At 32.1% G+C, this 14,670-nt stretch carries 13 protein-coding genes; all 13 read left to right on the forward strand.

Going from position 1 to position 14,670, the window contains the following annotated elements:
• Window positions 1–185 precede the first annotated feature (185 nt).
• The 13 genes from ACYIAM_RS09110 to ACYIAM_RS09170 all read left to right on the forward strand — a co-directional run bounded on the left by ACYIAM_RS09110 (window position 186) and on the right by ACYIAM_RS09170 (window position 14,165).
• Complete coding sequence (locus tag ACYIAM_RS09110; RefSeq protein ID WP_174796027.1) at window positions 186–407, forward strand: Flp family type IVb pilin; 222 nt, start codon at window positions 186–188, stop codon at window positions 405–407.
• A gap of 892 nt (window positions 408–1,299) precedes the next feature.
• Entirely contained in the window at window positions 1,300–1,554 is a 255-nt protein-coding gene (locus ACYIAM_RS09115) for a Flp family type IVb pilin (protein WP_483748034.1), read from the forward strand.
• Window positions 1,555–1,758: 204 nt separating this feature from the next.
• Window positions 1,759–3,078, forward strand: a complete 1,320-nt coding sequence (locus ACYIAM_RS09120) for a TadA family conjugal transfer-associated ATPase (protein WP_202984915.1) — start codon at window positions 1,759–1,761, stop codon at window positions 3,076–3,078.
• Window positions 3,075–4,001, forward strand: coding sequence for a type II secretion system F family protein (locus ACYIAM_RS09125; protein ID WP_483748035.1), 927 nt, complete (start codon window positions 3,075–3,077; stop codon window positions 3,999–4,001). Before ACYIAM_RS09120 ends, ACYIAM_RS09125 begins: the two co-directional genes overlap by 4 nt.
• 3 nt (window positions 4,002–4,004) lie before the next feature.
• Complete coding sequence (locus ACYIAM_RS09130; RefSeq protein WP_174796029.1) at window positions 4,005–4,877, forward strand: type II secretion system F family protein; 873 nt, start codon at window positions 4,005–4,007, stop codon at window positions 4,875–4,877.
• An 82-nt stretch (window positions 4,878–4,959) separates the two neighbouring features.
• Entirely contained in the window at window positions 4,960–6,306 is a 1,347-nt protein-coding gene (locus ACYIAM_RS09135) for a tetratricopeptide repeat protein (protein WP_483748036.1), read from the forward strand.
• Between the two features lie 44 nt (window positions 6,307–6,350).
• The gene (locus ACYIAM_RS09140) at window positions 6,351–7,229 is read left to right on the forward strand and encodes a CpaB family protein (protein ID WP_174796031.1); all 879 of its coding nucleotides are present in this window, start codon (window positions 6,351–6,353) and stop codon (window positions 7,227–7,229) included.
• A gap of 26 nt (window positions 7,230–7,255) precedes the next feature.
• Entirely contained in the window at window positions 7,256–8,659 is a 1,404-nt protein-coding gene (locus ACYIAM_RS09145) for a type II and III secretion system protein family protein (protein ID WP_174796032.1), read from the forward strand.
• 18 nt (window positions 8,660–8,677) lie between these two features.
• Window positions 8,678–9,841, forward strand: a complete 1,164-nt coding sequence (locus tag ACYIAM_RS09150) for a CpaE/TadZ family protein (protein ID WP_174796033.1) — start codon at window positions 8,678–8,680, stop codon at window positions 9,839–9,841.
• A gap of 33 nt (window positions 9,842–9,874) precedes the next feature.
• Window positions 9,875–10,363, forward strand: a complete 489-nt coding sequence (locus ACYIAM_RS09155) for a TadE/TadG family type IV pilus assembly protein (RefSeq protein ID WP_174796034.1) — start codon at window positions 9,875–9,877, stop codon at window positions 10,361–10,363.
• A gap of 3 nt (window positions 10,364–10,366) precedes the next feature.
• Window positions 10,367–11,122 (forward strand): tight adherence pilus pseudopilin TadF, encoded by a 756-nt coding sequence (gene tadF, locus ACYIAM_RS09160; RefSeq protein ID WP_174796035.1) that lies wholly within the window; start codon window positions 10,367–10,369, stop codon window positions 11,120–11,122.
• Window positions 11,123–11,148: 26 nt separating this feature from the next.
• On the forward strand, window positions 11,149–13,164 hold the full coding sequence (locus ACYIAM_RS09165) for a hypothetical protein (protein ID WP_483748037.1): 2,016 nt from the start codon (window positions 11,149–11,151) through the stop codon (window positions 13,162–13,164).
• 539 nt (window positions 13,165–13,703) lie between these two features.
• Window positions 13,704–14,165 (forward strand): A24 family peptidase, encoded by a 462-nt coding sequence (locus tag ACYIAM_RS09170; protein ID WP_174796037.1) that lies wholly within the window; start codon window positions 13,704–13,706, stop codon window positions 14,163–14,165.
• Window positions 14,166–14,670 lie beyond the last annotated feature (505 nt).

Consider the following 14,670-nt stretch of genomic DNA (forward strand, 5'->3'; position numbering starts at 1 on the left):
TATTATAAAACAATATAGCTATAATAAAATAAATATAGTTGGATGATATTTGGCAAACAATAGTTTATGTAAAATACATTATTAGCTTGAATTTTATTCAATTTGTTATTAGAATAAAAAAGGCTATTAAAATAAAAAACAATTCATTGATATAACAATTATAAACAATATGGTATGGAGAAAATGTGATGATATCTGCAGTGAATATTCTAGTTGGCTCTTTTCTTGCTAAATTTGTGCAAAATAAGCAAGGTGTATCAGCAATTGAATATGCGATTATATCGGCTGGAATTACAACAATGGTATTAACGATATTTAAAGGACAACAAGGTTTTTTGGTATATGATATGTTTAATAGTGTATTTTCGTCCTTAAAAGATAAATTAGCCGTAATTGCTAGTTGGTAATGACGGCCTTTATTATATAGTTTATTACACGAAATAGGTAGGAAGTTGCTAATTGTTGTTACTGGCAATATATAGATGATTACATCATAATGAAAAATATGGGCTATTGATTTAGCAAAAAGGTTTTGGTCAATAGCTAGACAATTTGTAACAGACTAGAAAAGCCAGATAACGGGAGTTTATTTCTTCGAATTAGTAAAAATGAACGCTATTAAACAATAAATTATGATCTCAATTTTCCAATTAAATTTGAAAAAACCATAGAAAATAAATGAAGGCGACAAGCTAAACGGCAAACAAGAGTGTATTTATTTTGATAATAATGAGGTCATATCAAGAAATACGAGAGCATCAAGTTATTAACGCATGTGATTTTTATCGCATAAACCAAATATTCAATAACTCCATCATTCCTCAAATAAGTGGACAAGCAGAAAGAGTAATTCACTCTTTAAATGGAAATGGAGCATATTCAGCAAATATCTATTGATTCAATAAACCGGAAACACCAAATTAAGTGGTGTTTTGGAAAAACGCCTTATGAGTTTTAGAGGATTATTTTAATCATAAAGTGTAAACAACATCGTGTTTTTCTAAAACATTAAAATGCTATGTATTCTACAGCTAAACCGAAAGCAAACTAATTTTGCCTTTATTTATACTGATATATTCACACAAATTTTTAGTTTAAATATCAATCTGAAATAAAGATATGTTTAGTAATCATTTTTTTTCACATTATTGATTATAATCAATTTTTAAATGGTGGTTAATTGAAATTTTTTGATGAATAATTAGCTATTTTAAATTTATATATGTATAATGTTTAAGCTTTCGATAAGAAGGTAAATCAATTAAATAAAAAATGTAAGAAATATTTAAGGAGAAAATTATGATGTATTTATCAGTAGTTCATGCTCAAGTAAGAAACGTCTTGGGCAAATTTGTTAAAAGTGAACAAGGTGTAACTGCGATCGAATATGCAATTGTTGCAGCTGGTGTTGCTGCTGTTGTATTAGCTATCTTTAAAGGTGATAGTGGTCCTGTCCATGATATGTTACAAAGTGTATTTAGTTCATTAAAAAATAAATTAACAAGCACAATAGGTGCAGCTATTAGTGGTACACCTGGTACTCCAAACCCATAAGTAATTATGGCGTTCAAGGGATATTTTACTTTTATAAGGACGGTTATTATCGGTAGATAATTAGAATATAATCGTCGTTTTAATAGTTAAAATCCCTTAGGGATCTATCTTGGTATAGATTATTGTCGTTATTCTTACAAGTAAAAGTTACTAGAACTGTTTATCGGTTTCTAGTAGCTTTTGTTAATTTACGATCAGTTATTAATGAAAAGCACTATGGTTAATGAACGATTTAAGTTTCCTGAAGAATGGAGTAAAGTTCGTGATTTAGTTTTTCAAGTCCTTGATTTGGAACTTATTGAGCAGTTAAAGAATGAACCAACTAAAATTCAACGTGAAGTGCAAAATGTGATTAGGGATATCGCTAATTCAGGTAACGCTTATATTTCAACTGATGAATCCAATGTATTGGCTGGTATGATTTGTGATGAAATCATTGGTTATGGTCCAATTGATTCATTAATGAAAGATGAAACTGTCAGCGATATTTTGGTTAATGGTCCTTATAGTATTTATGTTGAGCGGGGAGGAGTCCTTAGCAAAACGGATAAATTTTTTATTAGCGAACGCCAGCTACTTGATATTGCAAGACGCTTAGTTAACAAAGTAGGCAAAAATATCGATGAGTCGCACCCGTTAGTTGATTCTCGGATGCCGGATGGTAGCCGGCTTAATGTTGTTATTCCACCAATTGCTATTGATGGCACCTCGATGTCAATTCGTAAATTCGGTGCTGGTCGTCGCACATTCCATGATTTAATCAACTATGGTTCTTTAAACGAAGACATGGCTAACTTTTTAGTCATTGCGGCGCGTTGTCGGATGAACATTATTATTTCCGGTGGAACGGGTTCGGGTAAAACCACAATGCTAAATGCATTATCTGGATTTATTGGTGAGCATGAACGTACTGTTACGCTTGAAGATGCTGCCGAATTAAGACTACAACAAGACCATGTGGTTAGAATGGAAACAAAAGTAGGCGGAGAAGATGGTCGCGGAAGAATAACTATGCAAAATCTATTAGTTAACGCACTACGGATGAGGCCAGACCGAATTATTTTAGGGGAGTGTCGTGGTGAAGAGGCATATGAAATGCTTCAAGCCATGAATACTGGACACAATGGCTCAATGTCTACACTACACGCCAACACGGCTAAAGATGCATTATCTCGCCTAGAAAGCATGATTATTATGGCTCAGCCTGAATTGCCGATGGTTGCAATTAGGCACTATATTGCTTCTTCGGTTAATTTTATCATTCAGGTTTCTCGCCTTCCAGATGGGCAACGTAAAGTAATGAGTATTACTGAAATTATGGGTTTAGAGTCTGAAAATATTGTTACTCATGATGTGTTTAAATTTAAAATTCATGATGATAGAAACGAACAAGGTAAGATTCAAGGTGAATTTGTCTGTAATGGGCTGGTTAAACGCTCTGCACTTTATGAAAGCGCTCAATATTATGAAATGTCAGACGTATTAGAAAAGCTAATGTTAAACGCAGTAGGGCTCAAAGTATGATTTTCATCCTTTCAGTTGTACTTATTCTCGTCTCTATTATAAATATGTGGGTATTGCGTCGTCGTAGAATACGATTGCAAATTTTTCATAATGTCGAAGTGAAGAATACATCATTATCTAGTTTGGTTGAAAACCAACTATCCCGACAGAAACAATCTTTTTGGGATAGAATCAGCTTTGATTTTAAAGTAATGATTAGCTCCTATCACAATCTGCTTATAATGGGGCAATCGAAAACTCGGTTGCTTATTTATATTTTAGCAGGTACGGTTGCGGGCATCATATTGAATGAAAAGTACCTCCATTATGATAGCTATATTGTAATTCCAATTAGTGCTGTTGCCACAGTTGTTCTAAATGTTGTTATTAAAAAGCGGAAGTTGAAAAAAGAATTTTACGAAACATTCCCCGAAGCAATAAATGTTATTTCAGGTGTTGTATCATCGGGTGGTGCAATAACAACAAGTTTTAAAACATGTGGAGATTCAATTAGTGGTATTGTAGGTAAAACAATGAGAGAAGTGGATAGCCGAATAGAAATCGGTGATAACATTGAGGGAGTTTTAATAAACTCTTATCAACGACTCCCTTTTCCAGAATATTATTTTTTTATTTTAACGGTAATGGTTAATCTTGATAGTGGGGGAGAATTAAAGGAAGTCTTGAGTCGATTAGCTAAAATGCTAGCCAGCAATCGAATTTTAACTAAAACCAGAGATGGTAAAACAGCGGAATTAAGAATGACGATGACAATATTAGGGTGTATGCCTTTTGCTTTTATCTTTATACTTAAATTAGTTTCACAGGCAAATTATGATTATTTGGTTAATACAACAGTTGGTCACTATATTTTGTATTATGTTGTTGGTAGCGTGGTTATTGGTCTTATCATTATCAAGGGGATGATTAGCAAGATCATTTAAATTATGATTAGTTTACTAAATATAATAATCCCAATTATTTTAATCTATATCGGCAGTAGAGAGTTGATAAACTCCTATTTACTGTATCAAAGAAAGGAAAAACTCAGTTTACTTTTAAATAGCGAGAATAAAGAAAAGAAAATAACTAAAAAACATATTAACCAAAAGAATGTTGCTTTTGAAAAAATTGCGGCAAAAAATAGTGTAAGTTTAAGTTTTTTGCGTCGCTTTCAAGAACAAAATAGTTGGAAGATTTACGCTGTTGTTATTGGATTTTCATTTTTTTATCTTGTAAATCAAATCTTTTCATTGGTTATAATTGATTCAAATATCTTATTGATTGTTTTAGTTTTTATTATTATTGTGGTCATTATTGTGCCCGATAGGCTGTTAAAAATACAAACAGCTAAAAAAATCAGAAGAATTTCACGAGACTTACCACTGATCATTGATATGATGGCAATTATGGTTAAATCAGGCATGACAGTTGAAAATGGTTTTAGGTACTTAAGCACGAGAGTGAAACCAATTAATAGAGACGTGGCAGCTATCTTAGAAAGGGCTTGTTTAATGATGGATGTTAATGGTATCGAACTCTCAATTGATTTGATTCAGCGAGAAGTACCTTGCAAAGAAATCAGAATGTTTTGTGTTACGTTAAAGAGAAGTATTAGTTATGGAAACTCAATTTATGAGGCATTATTAGAATTATCTTCTGAAATTAGAGAGATACAAAAATTAACAATAGAAGAAAAAATTGCTGCTATTGCAGCCAAAATGACATTACCGATGATGGGATTTTTCTTAGCGCCTGTTCTTGTGATTATTACAGGACCTATTGTCATGAATATTATATCAACATTAAGTAATAGATAGGGATGTAGAGATAATGAACTATTTTTCAATATACTGTAAACCAAGAAGGTTAATAAAACCAAAATTTATTGTGGTATGTTCAATGTTGTTTGTTGCTGTTGGATGTCAAAACAGTACCGTCAGATACGATTTGAATGAGCAACAAAAGATTTATATTCATGAAACAACAAAAAATTACGGCGGCTTAATTGAGCTTTATAAACAACGCTTACAACGTTCTGATATCGAGGATACAAGATATAAACTTGCTCAAGTTTATTACCTTTCTAATGATTTTGAAGCAGCAAAAAGAACATTAACCCCTGTTTTAAATAAAAGTAAGAATGATAATCTTTTTGCTTTGTATGCTCATGTTGAATCTAAAATGGGGAATAATGACACAGCATTAGAATATTTAGATAAAGCAATTGCAATCAATCGTAAAAATGGTGAAGCATATAATATAAAAGGTATCGTTTTGCTGAAAAAGAAACAATATGATGCTGCACGTTATTCATTCAGCCTAGCTAGAGAAAACTTTTATGATGAAAACAAAGTCACAAATAACCTAGCAATGCTATCAATTTTGAATAAAGACTATAATGAAGCTTATAAGCACCTAAATATTTTATATACAAAAGGATATCGTGATCAAACTATTCTTCACAACTTGCTTTACACGTTGGTGAAATTAAATAAAATGCAATTAGCTAAAACATTCTGTTTAAGGCATCGATTATCTAATGATCCAGAAATCCTGATTCAAGAATTAAAACAGATAGAACCAGTTGATGCGATTAAATTTAATGAGATTACACCAGCACAAAGTGATAATCAAAAGCGCTATACGACTGAAAAAATAGCCTCACAGCAAGTATCCAAAAAAGATACCGCAGTTAAACCTAAAAAAGAAACTAATTCACAAACTACCGCTAAGTCAGAAATTAGTGCTAAATTATCAAATGTAGCCAAATTAGAAACAGAAACTGATCAGAAAATTGCTCCTCGACAAGCCGCTGTAACTAATTCTGGCAGGGATACTAATCCATCTACATCTAAACAAAATAATCAAGTCAATCAGGCGATGGCTTCGTCGACTATTTTAGCTGTTCGATCAGGCGAACACGGTAAATTCAGCAGAATCACTTTCGAAACAGTTAATCAATTAGGCAAAAAGCAATACTTAATTGAAAAAATCTCGCCAACGGAATTTAAATTATCATTTTATGATGTAACGCTTCCTACTGCAGGAATAAATTATATTATTAATCGAATTTCCCGTAGTGATCGAGATTTTGCCAATGTAACCGGAACTTTTACTGCTGAAAAAACATTAATTCTACAAATAAAAACTAAACAGAACTCAATAGTGAAGGATTTTGATGCAGGTCTTAATTCTAACGGTAAAGCCCACTGTTTTGCATTTGATTTTTATTTAGAGAATAAATAAATGCAAAAAAAATAACAATAAATATAAAATCATATGGAGTTTGTATGAAAGAGAAAAAAATAATTGTTCTGTATATATTAATGCTAGTTGTGGGACTGGCATTGTTGTTTACAAAGTCATCACCTACACCTGTTGCTGAGCCACCGGTTCAGCCGCAAGTTGAAGTTAAAGAAGAACCTAAAATAGAAGTACCAAAAAAAGAAATTATAACAGTGGCTGTTGCAAAGAATGATATTAGTAAAAAGACAATCTTGACTAAAGATTATTACTATTTTAAATCAATTGAGGTCGATATTGAGTCTAATGAAAAATCCAAATATGTGACCAATGCGAAAGCAATTGATGCTTATGTTGCTAAAAACAATATTGCAAAAGATACTCTTATAGAAAATAGCTTTGTTGCTTCACCTAATTCAGAAGATTATAGGCTACTGGCGCTAAAAGAAGGGAATTATATGTTTCCATTCAAATTAGCACAGATTGATTCTTATTTGGTGAAAAATCTAAAGAGTGGAGATCTCGTTGATCTTTATATATTTTATAGTGATGATGAATCAACGAAGTTTAATAATAAAGATTATAAAGCGGATAGACTCGTTTCGCCTAGTGATGATTTTGTTAAAAATCGGATAAAACCTATCATTGTAGGTAAAAAAATTCTCTATATTAATGCAGATGATGGAGTTGATTTTAAATTTCAAAAACAAGAAGCAGGTCAAATTCAATTAGAGCTTTCAAATCAAGAAATTAAATTATTAAGAACATTGATGACAAATTCTTCGATTATGATGTATCCGAGTACTTATAAAAGAAATGTTGATGATGGATTACGTTTGTTAAGTGATAAAGAAAAAAGCTGGCCATTAACTGATAAAGCTATTTTTTCAAAGAAAAAACAGATTAATTTGCTAAAAGGTAACTAAGAATGCTAATAAAAGTTAAATCAATTATGAATACAATTAAACAGCTAGTTTGCTTATTATCTATTGGCTTTTCTTCTTTGACTTTTGCTAATATCCATAATTTACAGATTGGGCAAACCAAAACAATTGTTTTGCCTGAAAATGTTGGTACTGTTTTCATTAGTCAAGATAGTGTAGCAAATTATGAAGTTGTTGATGGTAAATCATTAATTATATATGGTAAGTCGAATGGTAGAACTAGCTTGCTGGTTTATGATGATGCAAATAACATTATTATTAATGATACTATTAATGTTGATCCGCTTTTATCTCAAATTACGCATAGATTGGCACAAAATTTTCCAAATAGTAGCGTAACGATAGATCGTTATGATAATGGTGATCCAAGTGGGCGGTTTGTTTATGTACTAAATGGCACTACACCAGATACGACGACAAAAGGTAAAATTATGGCGGTTGTGGGTTCACTTGTTGGGCAAAGTGGAGAACGAATACGCAGTACAGCAACAGGCGAGTCAGGAAATCGGGAACTTACCTTCCAAGACTACTATGTTTATAACAATATTATTGATAATATCAGAGTAATTGAAGAGTATCAGGTCAATGTAAAATTAACTTTTGTTGAGGTCAGCAAAAAATTTACCGATTCATTGGGTATTGAGTGGCAAAGTTTAACCTTGGATAGTATGCTAAATGGTGGATCTGAGATGAACAATATTGGTGAGTTTACCCTATTAGGCCTAAAAAAGGGGTTTAATATTCATAATATCACCACAATGATTCGTGCAATAAAAAATGACCGTTTAGCCAAGATTTTAGCGCAACCTAACCTATCTGTACTGTCTGGTGAAAATGCGTCATTTTTAGTTGGTGGCGAGATTCCCATAGTAACTAAGAATAAAGATGGTGATGCTAATGTTACTTATAAAGAGTATGGTATTAAATTAAATATTAGTACCAAAGTAAATAATGATAAACGGATTAGATTATTTATTAATAATGAAGTGAGTTCAGTTTCAGGAGCGTATGCTTTTAATAACTATAATATTCCCACTTTATCCACTCGAAAAACCAGTTCAACCATAGACCTATCTGATGGAGACAGCTTTGTTATTGCGGGATTAATTAATGAACAAGATTCTGAAACATTATCTCGTATTCCTTTTGTTAGTGAGATTCCAATTTTAGGAGCATTGGCTCGTAGCTCAACGACAGGCCGTGAAAAGACTGAAATGGTCGTATTTGCAACCGTTAATTTGGTTACATCTAATAATAGTTTTGATAGTGTAGAGTTACCAATTTTAGAACGAACTGATGTAATTAATAGTTTCTTTAATATTAAAAATAACATGGATAAACAACGACGCAAAACAGTACCAATATCTAACGAGAGTGAAAAATTTATTAATGACATGGGTTTTATTGAATAAAAGGTTAGTGGGATTCTTATGCAATTATTTGGTAATAAAAAAGATAAAGATATATCAAAAGAACTTTCACAAGAATTTGTGGTTGGGCGTATTTCTGGTTTTCACGTTGCTATTTTAAGCAAAAGAAGTGAATTGATTGAAAATATTCGTTCTATACTTTTTCTCTACAATGTATTAAGTATGGAGATCATCTCGTTAGACTTATCTGAATTAAAAGAGGAGCCACGTTGGAACAAGTACGATGCAATTATTCTAGATATCCAAGATGAAGATGATGCTGAGTTATTATCAGAAAATGTTAATCGTTGTATTCCAATTAAAACATCAACCATACTCGTTGGTAGCCATGATTCAATCCAATTTTCTGAATTATTACTAAGAAAAGGAATACATTTCTTATTAGAAGAAGGTCAATTGGAGAAAATCCCTTCTATTTTACATTCAAAGAGTTTGACACCACAAGGTTCAAGCCAAAGGGTTGGTAGCATTATTACATTTTTAGGTTGTAAAGGCGGAATTGGCACATCATCATTAGCGGTTCATACACTAAAACATATCAGTTTGTTAACTAATTATCCTCTTCTCTATGTTCAAGGTGCAACAACTAGCCCTAATGCTGATTTTTTATTTGAAATGCCTATTCCCCAAGATGGTTCAATAGTTGATGTTGAATTTTCTTTACAAGTAAAAGTTGAATCTAGCGATAAGATTTGGAAATATGATGATTTGAATTCTGGACAATTCAACATTACTGTTATTGATCAAAATATGGGATTATCATCTTCATTTAAGCATTTTGATGAGATGATTACACTTTCAAATATCGTTTTTATCGTAACAAATCGGGATCCTTTCTCTATTAAAGTGGCTAAAAAAATGCTAGATGAAATTTCTCGAGCAACCACACAAAATTCAGATTTATTAAATAAGCGCTTTTTGGTTTGTTTAAATGATAATCTTCCTTATGATAAAAAAAATGCTTTACGAGATAATGATATTGAAGAGTTTTTAGGTCGAAGTATTGATTTTACACGTAAATTTATCCCAAGGATGGATAAATTTAAAAAAGCACATAATAACAGTGAAATCAAAGAAATAGCTTCAGCTATTATTGGTAATAAAAAAATCAAAAAAAGTAAATCAAAAACATCTTTTTCAATATTTAAGAAAAAGAAAGATTAACCCTTTATATAATAATAGAGTAGGGCAAAAATTATGTTGAAATATTGGAAATTGTTGTTTCGTCAAAAGAGAGCAAGTGTTTCAATAGAAGCTGCAATCGTTGTTCCTTATTTGGGTGTTCTGTTTTTGTTTGTACTTGAATTTAGTCGAATTATGGCTATTGGTTCGTCTTTGGATTTAATGGTTACAGAGATAACAAAAAAAACTTCACTTTATGAATACAATGATTATGACGAAGTGGTCAACCATTTCGCTTTACTTGAAGTACCGATGTGGCCCTATTTGACTAATGGAGAAGAATTAGATATAACACTAACTTATTGTGAAACAATAGAAGAAGCAATAGAGAATAAGTGTCAAGACGCTCTCAGCGATAATACTCACATATTAGTATTTGATTTGGAGTATCATTATTACGCCATTTTTTCCGAACTATTTAGTCGTATAATTGACTCTTCTTTGAAAAAGAAAACAATTGTGTACCGTGAGTTTTATCCAATTGAACATAGAGAAACGGATTAAAAAATGAAATTTTCTGGTAATTTTTTGCACAATAAAAACGGCATACTTTCCATAGAGTTTGCAGCGTGTCTCGGTTTGTTTTCGGTTATAGTATTCATTATCTATGATGTATATAGTACCATCATGCTACAAAATAGATTGGAGCGAGCGAATTATGCAGTAGCATCAATTTTTCGCGAAAGATCATCTTTGTTTCCTGCTATAAATGGTTCTGATTTTTCATTATGCGGTAATTCTAACCCCTGCTTTCAATCCTATGAGCTGTTTGATAATACTCAAGCGAAAAAACTCAGTCAAATAGCGAGTTCATTACTAAATGGACGTGATGTTGCTTTAAAAATAGATGGTTTATTTATTTTTCAAGATGTTGCTCACCCTGCGAGCTTGGAAAGGGCTGAGCTTGTCGCGTTAAGCGCTGAATCTTGCCCTTCTGGTAACTGCAATAATGGAATAAGAAACTATTTTACCTCGTTACCCAGCATCAATAATCGTTCAAATTCACTCTATAACTATTCAAAACTTACTCCGTATGTTCCAAGAATTGCCGACCCTACAAGTGGGTTAGCAGGACGTTGGATTCCCTTATATCGCGTTAGTATATGTATTGTTAACGAAGAGAGCCTTTATTTAAAATGGCTCAACTCAAACAGGCAATCCACGGATACTTTACCAAATTTATGTAGTAACATTGTAGTGTTGTCTCGCTGTAATGATATTTTGAACGTTGATGAGACTGCTTGCCCAATTTATCATCGCTAATCAACATGCTTTTTAGAGGATTATACATGAGCAATAATAAGTATAACCAAATGAATGATAATAAATCTTTTTTTAAGTGTACTTCAGGAGCTGTTGCTGTAAGCTTTGCGATTATGCTTCCTACTCTATTTATTTGTATGTTAGTTTCAATAAATTATGCCGAAACAATGCGTAATCGTGCTCGGCTCTCTGAAGCAACAAACGAAGCCTCGTTAGCCATTATAGCTTTAGACAATAAAAATGTTGGTAATGAAGCAATTGAACAAAATCGTAAAATGGCATTGAACTATATTAATTATTTTACCGATCAAAAAATTAGTGACAATTTATCAAAAGAAAGTGGTGCTACTATCAATATAGAATATAGCGAAAGATCAGGAGTATATAGTGTTGTTTATGCACAAGAATCTAATTCCCTAACTAGTAGTGATAAAAATAATAAAAAAGATGATGTGTTAAATCTATCTATACCGATTGAAGGTAATACGGAAAGTTACGGTAATACAAAAAAATTTCAGCGTTTTGATGCATATGATATCGCATTTGTCGCCGATTTTTCAGGTTCAGTAACGTGCAAATATCAATCGGTAGACAACCCAAATTGTAACAGTTACTCCGAAGCTATAGACGCTGGTCAGCAACGTCTCGAATATATGAATAATGCAATAATTGGCATTATTAAGAGGTTTAATGGAGATTCAACTAAGTTTGCATTGGTTCCTTATGACATTGGCGTACCTGTTAAGCAAAATACAGCAAACCCTGCTGATGGAGAGAGCTATGGTTGTTCGGTTATGTACAAAATGAAGCCACCTTATGGCAAAGACAAAATTGATTATAATTTTTGGGCCAATAAAAATATTGCATATGGAAAATGGAGTAGCTTAAAAACAAATGGGGCGATTACTATAGATAAAGATAATGAAGGTAAAGATGATTATTCATCCTATGACTATTTCAATAAATTCAAGAACACCGTTTATTATTATTTAGACTATTTTAATTATCGTTATTATTCACAAATAATTGGACCTGCAAAAGGACTTTATAGTGATGGAGCTTTAGTGAGTGGAGGATTGTGTCGAAGTCGATCTCCTAGTGAACAGATTAATATGGGAAATGCAAAATTTGCTTGTGGTGAAAATAATCCTGATTACCCATTAAGCAGTCGAAATAAAAACATTGTTAAAGAACAATATGGTAAGGTAGTTCAACTGTATAACTATATGTTTTCGGGAAATTTTAATGATGTGCATTATTCATTTGCTAATACTAAAACAGTTGATGTAGACGGTACAATTAATGAATTATTTGAGGGAATGGATGGGAAAACGATAACATTTAATCGACCGATTTCGCCAGCGAGTAGTGATTTTTCACCATTTTTGGGAATGTGCCAATCCCCTTTATATAATAATGGTATTATGAGTGAAAGAGTGATTAATATGAATTCTAATGTCCAAAGGTATCAAGAAGCCTCAAGGCATATCGGGACATTTAAATTATCCCCTTATTTAGTTCCTTTTAGTTCCGATAAAGATCACAATAGAAAATTACTCAGGTATATGGAGCATGGAAATTGGCAACCAGGAGGAGGAACAGATACAATGACTGCACTGTTACGGACTGTTCCCATAATGGCAAGTAGTACCGCTGATAATAAATTGATAATTATTATTACTGATGGCAAAGATGATACTGGGGCCGATATTCTTAGAGATCAATTTTTGGATAAAGGTATTTGCCAAGCAATAACTAGCGGGTTAACTTCGTCAGACAATAGAGACAAAGGTCTTATTGCGAGGGTGGCTAAAACGGCGGCGATCCACTATATAATGCTCAATCCAGAGGCAAATAATTTGTCAACAGATGCTCAATATGAAGCAATATACGGCAAATGGTTCACTAAGTGTATGAATGGTAATGTACAATATTTACATGAGGCTCAAGATTATCAGACATTACTTGATACAATGACAAAAATTATTCAGACAGAGACGGGAAATTTTGTTATCAAAGATGAGTCTAGGACTTTAGATTAAGGCTATCATTCGTGAATAGCGGTTCTATGCTGTTGTATAACAATAAAATCAGGAATACGGATTATTAAACTTGAGAGGTTTAGGGAGGGGCTGTACTATTTACAGTTCTTTGGTAGGAATACTTTTACCGCTTTTTTAGATGCATTAGATTAAGTTTATGGTATGGGAGAAGTAATCATTTAGAGTCAGCGTAAAAAAGATAGTGATATTCGACTTTATTTCCAATATTCAGGATGTATTGCCAGTACTAAAGATAAAAAATTGCTAATATGGGATATTATTGATGGTGCTTTTAGAAATATCTTGTACGTAACGTAGCAACATTTAGAAACTACGAAAGTAATTTTGTTAAGCTTGATGGCGATAAAGAGTATCAATTTTATTGGTATGATGAATGACAAGTCTTTGGTATGGTGGTGGATGTAAATTTAACTAAATGATTGGAATAAGAAATTGGAAACCTGCGATTGGAATGCATTTTTTTGTAGATGCAATGAAAAATTTTATAGTAAAGATCACGTTCAGAGGCAAGGAAAATAATGATTAGTCATGGATTAATTAATGATATTATTTTGTTACTAATTTGGGGATGCTTGTTGGTTTCTTGTTATACTGATTTAACACGCCGCACGATTTCAAATTATATTGTTGGCATAATATTCATCCTTACTATTTTGAATTTTATTTTTGGAGATGGTCAACTAAACTATAGTGCATCGGGCATATTTTTAATCTGTGGTTTTTTTATGTTTTATTGTCGATTTGTTGGTGCAGGGGATATAAAATTAATTACTGTACTTTTAATCTCTATTCCATCAGGCAGCAGCGTTCTGTCTTTTTTGATGATAATCACACTCTTTGGGCTACCGCTGGCAATCATCGCAATTATATATAAGCATCTAAAAAAACCAGAAGGTGGCGTTACCTTACCTTATGGGATAGCAATTAGTGCGAGCTATTTTTTAATTTCATCAATCACACTATTTAAGGTCATTTTTTAATAATTAATTTGCCATTGCCATTTTTAATATAAGTGGACTTCGCATAAACATTAATGTTTCCCAGCCAACAGCAGGAAGTTGGGAAACTGTCTCTCCTTATCTAATCATCAATTATATTTACTACTTAAACAGTAATTGCAACACGCATAAATGTGAATTTACAAAAGATAAATAACAGCCTGACTAAAATGTTAATTTTATATGCCAATATGATTTTTTAATTTTAAAAAAGGTGATTATTTTAGATTTTAATACTTTATACTGAGTGCAAAACTAACTTAGAAAATGACAAGAGTCTTAGTCGTTTTTAAAATCAACTAATCTCATATTATTGAGTGTGTAACAAATTGTGGCACATTTCAATTTCTAGTTCCATTATATTAAGACATTAGATAGTAATTGTGTTACGCATTATTTTTACCCCGCCTTATTTTAAATACCAGTCAGACAATTGGATAGATAGTGGAAACCATTGACCGATTTTCTTTGTCTGAGAGGATCAGTG

The sequence above is a fragment of the Gilliamella sp. X-60 genome, assembly GCF_057063585.1.

Coding starts and splice junctions, on each gene's coding strand:
- ACYIAM_RS09120 (WP_202984915.1), top strand. CDS start 1,759: ATGAAAAGCACTATGGTTAATGAACGATTTAAGTTTCCTGAAGAATGG.
- ACYIAM_RS09125 (WP_483748035.1), top strand. CDS start 3,075: ATGATTTTCATCCTTTCAGTTGTACTTATTCTCGTCTCTATTATAAAT.
- ACYIAM_RS09135 (WP_483748036.1), top strand. CDS start 4,960: ATGTTGTTTGTTGCTGTTGGATGTCAAAACAGTACCGTCAGATACGAT.
- ACYIAM_RS09155 (WP_174796034.1), top strand. CDS start 9,875: ATGTTGAAATATTGGAAATTGTTGTTTCGTCAAAAGAGAGCAAGTGTT.
- ACYIAM_RS09165 (WP_483748037.1), top strand. CDS start 11,149: ATGAGCAATAATAAGTATAACCAAATGAATGATAATAAATCTTTTTTT.
- ACYIAM_RS09170 (WP_174796037.1), top strand. CDS start 13,704: ATGATTAGTCATGGATTAATTAATGATATTATTTTGTTACTAATTTGG.
- tadF (WP_174796035.1), top strand. CDS start 10,367: ATGAAATTTTCTGGTAATTTTTTGCACAATAAAAACGGCATACTTTCC.
- ACYIAM_RS09130 (WP_174796029.1), top strand. CDS start 4,005: ATGATTAGTTTACTAAATATAATAATCCCAATTATTTTAATCTATATC.
- ACYIAM_RS09115 (WP_483748034.1), top strand. CDS start 1,300: ATGATGTATTTATCAGTAGTTCATGCTCAAGTAAGAAACGTCTTGGGC.
- ACYIAM_RS09150 (WP_174796033.1), top strand. CDS start 8,678: ATGCAATTATTTGGTAATAAAAAAGATAAAGATATATCAAAAGAACTT.
- ACYIAM_RS09140 (WP_174796031.1), top strand. CDS start 6,351: ATGAAAGAGAAAAAAATAATTGTTCTGTATATATTAATGCTAGTTGTG.
- ACYIAM_RS09145 (WP_174796032.1), top strand. CDS start 7,256: ATGAATACAATTAAACAGCTAGTTTGCTTATTATCTATTGGCTTTTCT.